Annotated in this window: 9 protein-coding genes; 6 read left to right on the forward strand and 3 right to left on the reverse strand. The window is 67.2% G+C overall.

Going from position 1 to position 6,542, the window contains the following annotated elements:
- The 4 genes from lepB to era form a co-directional block, all read left to right on the forward strand.
- Positions 1–221: signal peptidase I (lepB, locus tag BGN95_RS23540; protein ID WP_286774203.1), on the forward strand; the 221-nt coding region annotated here is incomplete at its 5' end.
- On the forward strand, positions 176–889 hold the full coding sequence (rnc, locus tag BGN95_RS23545) for a ribonuclease III (protein WP_179513747.1): 714 nt from the start codon (positions 176–178) through the stop codon (positions 887–889). The genes lepB and rnc, both read left to right, overlap by 46 nt.
- 118 nt (positions 890–1,007) lie before the next feature.
- Complete coding sequence (locus BGN95_RS23550) at positions 1,008–1,370, forward strand: GIY-YIG nuclease family protein (RefSeq protein ID WP_286774204.1); 363 nt, start codon at positions 1,008–1,010, stop codon at positions 1,368–1,370.
- Positions 1,367–2,260, forward strand: coding sequence for a GTPase Era (gene era, locus BGN95_RS23555; protein WP_179512634.1), 894 nt, complete (start codon positions 1,367–1,369; stop codon positions 2,258–2,260). Before BGN95_RS23550 ends, era begins: the two co-directional genes overlap by 4 nt.
- Here era and BGN95_RS23560 read toward each other — a convergent pair.
- Complete coding sequence (locus BGN95_RS23560) at positions 2,257–2,958, reverse strand: NAD-dependent deacylase (RefSeq protein WP_286774205.1); 702 nt, start codon at positions 2,956–2,958, stop codon at positions 2,257–2,259. The two genes, era and BGN95_RS23560, sit on opposite strands and share 4 nt — an antisense overlap.
- An 83-nt stretch (positions 2,959–3,041) precedes the next feature.
- Here BGN95_RS23560 and BGN95_RS23565 point away from each other — a divergent pair, with 83 nt between their 5' ends.
- Entirely contained in the window at positions 3,042–5,015 is a 1,974-nt protein-coding gene (locus BGN95_RS23565) for an alpha/beta hydrolase family protein (protein WP_286774206.1), read from the forward strand.
- 60 nt (positions 5,016–5,075) lie between these two features.
- On the opposite strand, the gene rpsD is transcribed toward BGN95_RS23565, so the two are convergent.
- A complete protein-coding gene (rpsD, locus tag BGN95_RS23570; protein WP_179512637.1) occupies positions 5,076–5,690 on the reverse strand; it encodes a 30S ribosomal protein S4 in 615 nt (204 codons plus the stop codon).
- A gap of 159 nt (positions 5,691–5,849) precedes the next feature.
- Complete coding sequence (locus tag BGN95_RS23575) at positions 5,850–6,077, reverse strand: hypothetical protein (protein WP_179512638.1); 228 nt, start codon at positions 6,075–6,077, stop codon at positions 5,850–5,852.
- Between the two features lie 114 nt (positions 6,078–6,191).
- Here BGN95_RS23575 and BGN95_RS23580 point away from each other — a divergent pair, with 114 nt between their 5' ends.
- The gene (locus BGN95_RS23580) at positions 6,192–6,491 is read left to right on the forward strand and encodes a chorismate mutase (protein ID WP_179512639.1); all 300 of its coding nucleotides are present in this window, start codon (positions 6,192–6,194) and stop codon (positions 6,489–6,491) included.
- The last annotated feature ends 51 nt before the right edge of the window (positions 6,492–6,542 follow it).

Below are 6,542 nucleotides of genomic sequence, written 5' to 3' on the forward strand. Positions count from 1 at the left end.
CCGTCCCCGCCGGTCATGTCTTCATGATGGGCGACAATCGCGACAATTCGGAAGACAGCCGTTTCAGCCAGGCATCGGGCGGGTTCGGCTATGTCCCGATGGAGAATATCGAGGGCAAGGCGGTGATCCTGTTCTGGTCGACCGACGGCTCGGCGAACTGGGTCCTGCCGTGGACCTGGATCACCGCCGCGCGCTGGAACCGGATCGGGGGCGGCTTCTGAGCGAGCCCGCCGATCTCGCCGGCTGGCTGGGCGAGGCGCTCGGCCGCCCGCCCGGCGCGCTGGCCGATTACGAGCGCGCGCTGACCCACGGCAGCCGCTCCGACGCCAATTACGAGCGGCTGGAGTTTCTCGGCGATCGCGTGCTCGGGCTGGTGATCGCCGAATGGCTTTACGAGCGTTTCCCGGCCGACCCGGAAGGCGCGCTGTCGAAGCGGTTCAACGCGCTCGTCACCGGCGCGGTCTGCGCCGAGGTGGCGCGCGGACTGGGGGTGCCGGCGCATCTGCGGCTCGGCAAGCAGGCGCGCGACGACGGGGCGAGCGACAGCGACAATGTGCTCGGCGATGTGATGGAGGCATTGCTCGGCGCGCTCTATCGCGATGCCGGGCTGGCGGCGGCGCGCGATGCGATCCGCCGTTTGTGGGGGGATCGCATCGCCACCGGATCGGCGGCGCCGCAGCATCCCAAATCGGCGCTGCAGGAATGGGCCGCGGCGCATCAGCGCAAGCCCCCGGTCTATGAAGTGATCGACCGCGCCGGGCCGGGCCACGCGCCGCGCTTCACGGTGAAGGCGGCGATCCCCAAGCTGGCCGAGGCGACCGCCGAGGGCGGGAGCAAGCAGGAGGCGGAGACCGCGGCGGCCAAAGCGTTGCTGGAGAAGGTGCGGTGATCGTGCGCGGGGGAGAACGCCCGAACCTCCCGCACCCCGTTCGCCCTGAGCTTGTCGAAGGGCGTCCCCGACTCTCGGGCGGCGGGACGCCCTTCGACAGGCTCAGGGCGAACGGATCATGGTCGGCGCGCCCATGACCTTCTGGGCTTATCTTCTCCGCTGCGCAGACAACTCCTTCTATTGCGGTCACACAGACAATCTCGAAATGCGAATGAACCAACATCAAGCAGGACAAATCGAGGGCCATACCCGGCATCGCCGACCGGTGGCACTCGTCTGGAGTCAGGAATTTCCGACTAGGCTGGAGGCATTGGAGGCCGAACGCCGCATCAAGGGGTGGACGCGCGCCAAAAAGGAAGCGCTGGTTTGCGGCGACTGGCAGGAGATGTCACGACTGGCGCGCAACCGGCAGGTGGCAGGCCGCCCTTCGACAAGCTTAGGGCGAACGGATGTGGGTACCCGCGCAGAGGATCACGCATGACCCAATCCTGCGGCCTGATCGCGGTGGTCGGCGCGCCCAACGCCGGCAAGTCCACCCTCGTCAACGCGCTCGTCGGGCAGAAGGTGGCGATCGTCAGCCCCAAGGCGCAGACGACGCGCACCCGGCTGATGGGGGTCGCGATCAGCGGCGAGACGCAATTGCTGCTCGTCGACACCCCCGGCATCTTCGATCCCAAGCGCCGGCTCGATCGCGCGATGGTCGCCGCGGCGTGGGGCGGCGCGGAAGGGGCGGATCTGCTCGCCTTCGTCGTCGACGCCAAGGGCGGGCTCGCCCCCAAGGTGGTGGAGATCGCCGAGCGCCTCGCCGAGCGCCGCGAGCCGCGCTACCTGATCCTCAACAAGGTCGATGTCGCGGACAAGCCGCGGCTGCTCGCGCATGCCGAGCGGCTCAACGCGATCGCGCCCTTCGCCGAAACCTTCTTCGTCAGCGCGACGACGGGAGACGGGGTGCCCGAACTCAAGGCGGCGCTGGCGCGTGCGATGCCCGAAGGGCCGTGGCATTATCCCGAGGACCAGGTGTCCGACGCGACCGAGCGCGCGCTCGCCGCGGAGGTGACGCGCGAACAGCTCTACCTCCAACTCCACGCCGAACTGCCCTATTCGAGCACGATCGAGACCGAGAAGTTCGTCGATCGCGAGGACGGCTCGGCCGAGATCCACCAGCAGATCCTCGTCGAGCGCCCGACCCAGCGCGCGATCATCCTCGGCAAGGGCGGCAGCCGCATCCGCGAGATCGGCGCCCGCGCGCGCGCCGAGCTGGCGGCGCTGCTCGACCGGCCGGTGCATCTCTACCTGCACGTCAAGGTCAAGCCGGGCTGGGACGAGGATCGCGGGGTCTATCGCGATATCGGGCTCGACTGGGTCGACTAGGCGCCGAGCATCTGGTCGACCCAGCCGGGCACCAGTTCGGATGCCGGGCCGAGCCGCGTTTCGCCGAACCAGCCGCTCCCGCCGGAGGGCTCGAGGTTGAGTTCGAGCGTCGCCGCGCCGTGATAGCGCGCGGTCTGGACGAAGCCCGCGGCCGGATAGACCGCGCCCGAGGTGCCGATCGAGACGAACAGGTCGCATGTCGCCAGCGCGCGGTCGATCGTGTCCATTTGATAGGGCATCTCGCCGAAGAACACGATGTCGGGGCGGAGCGCGGGTGCGCCGCAACCGTCGCATGACGTGCCCCGCGGGAGGCTGCCGGTCCACGGCCGGCGCGCGTCGCACGCCGCGCAGAGCGCCGAGTTGAGCTCGCCGTGCATATGGAGCATCCGCCGCGCCCCGGCGCGCTCGTGGAGGTCGTCGACATTCTGGGTGACGATCAGCAATTCGCCCGGCCAGTCGCGATCGAGCCGCGCCAGCGCGTCATGCGCGGCATTGGGGACGACGCCGCCCAGCGCCGCGCCCCGCGCATCGTAGAAGCGATGCACCAGCGCCGCGTCGCGCGCCAGCGCCTCGGGGGTGCAGACATCCTCGACGCGATGCCCCTCCCACAGCCCGCCGGGACCGCGGAAAGTGGCAAGGCCGCTCTCGGCGGAAATGCCGGCGCCGGTAAGTACAACGATATTGGTGATATCTTTCACGAATTTCTCATCCGCCGATCATTCGGTCGCTTGCGCCGGTCACGAGGCGCGATAGCATGACGCGAGGGGAAGAGGGGGCAAAGATGCACAAAGCAGTATTTCTCGCCGGCGTCGCTCTCGCGGCGACCGCGGCGCACGCCGAGCCGTCGCGCGAGGCCAAGGCGTTCGGCGCGCGCGAATCGATCCAGGGCATCAGCCTGTCGCCGGACGGCAAGAAGGTGGCGGTCCTCCTGGCCGACGGCGCGCGCGGCCAGATGCTGACCGTCAGCGATTTCAGCAACAATCCGCTGAAGGCGATATTGCGCAACGCCGCGGGCACCGAGCAGCTCGATTATTGCCGCTGGACCACGCCGTCGCGGCTGATCTGCCATGTGTCGATGCAGGTCAACGACGCGGGCACGCTGATCGGCTTCACGCGGATGTTCGCGATCAACGACGACGGCAGCGGGCTCAAGCGGCTGTCGCAGGAACCGAACAGCTTTCGTGCATTGAACATCATGCAATCCGGCGGCGCAGTGGTCGACTGGACGGGTGACGGCAGCGGCGGCTCGGTGCTGATGACGCACACTTATGTGCCCGAGAACACGATCGGCACGCGCCTCGCCAACGACAAGAGCGGGGTCGGCATCGATCTGGTCAACACCGTGTCGCTGTCGCGCCGGCCGGTCGAACAGCCGCGGACCCACGCCGCCGATTATATCAGCGACGGCATCGGCACGATACGCATCATGGGCAATCAGGGGGAAACCGCCGGCGGCTATAGCAGCGACACGATCTCCTACAGCTATCGCAAGCGCGGCGAGCGGAGCTGGCAGACGCTCGGCCAATATCGCGTCGGGATGGATGCCGGCCGGGGGTTCAACCCGATCGCGGTCGATCCCACGCTCGACGCGGTCTATGGTTTCGACGATGCCGACGGGCGGCGCGCGGTGTTCCGCATTTCGCTCGACGGCAATCTCACCAAGCAATTGATCGTCGCGCACCCCGAGGTCGACGTCGACGATCTGATCCGCATCGGACGCCAGCAGCGCGTCGTCGGCGCATCCTGGGTGACCGACAAGCGCCGCGCGCAATTCTTCGATCCCGAGCTGGCGAAACTCTCCGCCGCGCTGGGCAAGGCGATCCCTAACCTGCCGCAGATCCGCTTCGTCGATGCCAGCGCCGACGAAAAGGATCTGCTGCTCAGCGCCAGCAGCGACGACGATCCCGGCCGCTATTATCTGTTCCACAAGGATACGCGGAAGATGGAGGAGGTGCTCGCCGCGCGCCCCGAGCTCGCCAATATCAAGCTCGCGACGATGAAGCCGATCAGCTACCGCGCGGCGGACGGGACGATGATCCCCGGCTATCTCACGCTGCCGGTGGGGAGCGACGGGAAGAACCTGCCGACGATCGTGATGCCGCATGGCGGCCCGGGTGCGCGCGACGAATGGGGCTTCGACTGGCTGGCGCAATTCTTCGCCGCGCGCGGCTTCGCGGTGCTCCAGCCCAATTTCCGCGGGTCGAGCGGCTATGGCGAGGCGTGGTTCCAGAAGAACGGCTTCCAATCGTGGCGCACCGCGATCGGCGACGTCAACGACGCCGGCCGCTGGCTGACCCAGCAAGGCATCGCCAATCCCGGTAAGCTGGCGATCGTCGGCTGGTCCTATGGCGGCTATGCCGCGCTGCAATCGGCGGCGCTCGATGCCGATCTGTTCAAGGCGATCGTCGCGATCGCGCCGGTCACCGATCTGGAAACGTTGCGCACCGAAGCGCGCGCCTACATGAGCTTTTCGATCGTCGATCGCTACATCGGCAACGGCCCGCACGTTCGCGAAGGATCGCCCGCGCGCAATGCGGCGGCGATCAAGGCACCGGTGCTGCTGTTCCACGGCGACGAGGATTCGAACGTGCGCGTCAACGAATCGCGGCTGATGCGCGATAAGCTGCGCGATGCGGGCAAGAAGGTGGAACTGGTCGAATTCAAGGGGCTGGATCACCAGCTCGACGATTCTGCCGCACGCGCCGAGATGCTCGACAAGGCGGACACCTTCTTGCGCGCCTCGCTCGGGATGTAGATACGAAAAGGGCGGCTCCGTCGCCGGAGCCGCCCCTTCGCTGGCCGGATGGCCGATCGATCAGCGCGAATAGAATTCGACGACCAGATTCGGTTCCATCTTCACCGGATAGGGCACTTCGTCCAGCGTCGGCACGCGGATGAAGGTGACCTTGGCGGTGCCGTCCGGCGCGACATAATCGGGGATCTCGCGCTCGGCGAGGCCCTGCGCTTCGAGCACCAGCGCCATTTCCTGCGCCTTCTTGCCCAGCGTGATCTCGTCGTTCACCGACACGCGGCGCGACGCGATGTTGCACTTCACGCCGTTGACGTAGACGTGACCGTGGCTGACGAGCTGACGCGCGGCGAAAATCGTCGGCGCGAACTTGGCGCGATAGACGATCATGTCGAGGCGGCGCTCGAGCAGGCCGATCAGGTTCTGCGAGGTATCGCCCTTCATCCGGGCGGCCTCGTCATAGCAGTGGCGGAACTGCTTTTCGGTCACATCGCCATAATAGCCCTTGAGCTTCTGCTTGGCGCGCAGCTGGATGCCGAAATCCGACATCTTGCCCTTGCGGCGCTGGCCGTGCTGGCCGGGGCCGTATTCACGCTTGTTGACCGGGCTCTTCGGGCGACCCCAGATGTTTTCGCCCATCCGGCGGTCGAGTTTGTACTTGGCGCTCGAGCGCTTCGACATGATCTTTCCTTCAATCTGCGAACGACGGTTCGTCCCGGTATCGCTCTGACGCTTCGCTTATGGAAACGCAGGGCCACCGCTTCACCGGGGATACGGGGCCGATTGCGAAGGCGCGCGCCTAGCGGGCAGGGGCGCCGGAGTCAAGACGAGGGGGCGCTGCTATCTGGGACTGTTGGCCGCGCCGCTCTGCTGAAACGTATCCACCGCGCGCTGCGTTTCGCGCTCCTGCGCCTTCCATTGCGACGGCGTCAGACATACGCGCTTGGTCGCGACGAGGCTGCCGGTTTCCTGATAGGTCCGGCACCTGACCTTCTCCGCCGGCTTTTCCGGTGCAGGGGCGGCCGGCGCGGGCGCGGCCTGTAGCAGCAGGAGGACGCTGAAGATCATGATTCCCCTCGATTATCCGTGAACCCGCAATGAGTGTGTTGTGACAGCGCGTCGCGGTCAAGATCCGGTCGCGGCGACTGGACAGCGCGGCCTTGGCTCGCCACAGCACGCGGCATGACAATCCTTCCCGGATCGCAATGCACCACGATGGCGGAGGTCCGCACCGGCGTCGATCAGCTCGACCGCGAGCTGGTCGCGCTGCTCCGCCGCCGTTTCGACTATATGGACGCCGCCGCGCGGATAAAGCCCGAGCGCGGCGCCGTCCGCGACGAGGCGCGCAAGGCGCAGGTGATCGCCAACGCCCGTGCCGCCGCGGAAGCGGCTGGCCTGCCGGGCGCGGCGATCGCCGATTTGTGGGACCGGCTGGTCGAGGCGTCGATCGCTTACGAATTCGAAGCGTTCGACCGGCGGTAGGATCCAGATCCTCCGTCACTCCGGCCTTGTGCCGGGGTCCACCGGGACGCA

It is taken from the genome of Sphingomonas sp. 66-10, assembly GCF_001897045.1.
Taxonomy (GTDB): Bacteria; Pseudomonadota; Alphaproteobacteria; order Sphingomonadales; family Sphingomonadaceae; genus Sphingomonas; species Sphingomonas lycopersici.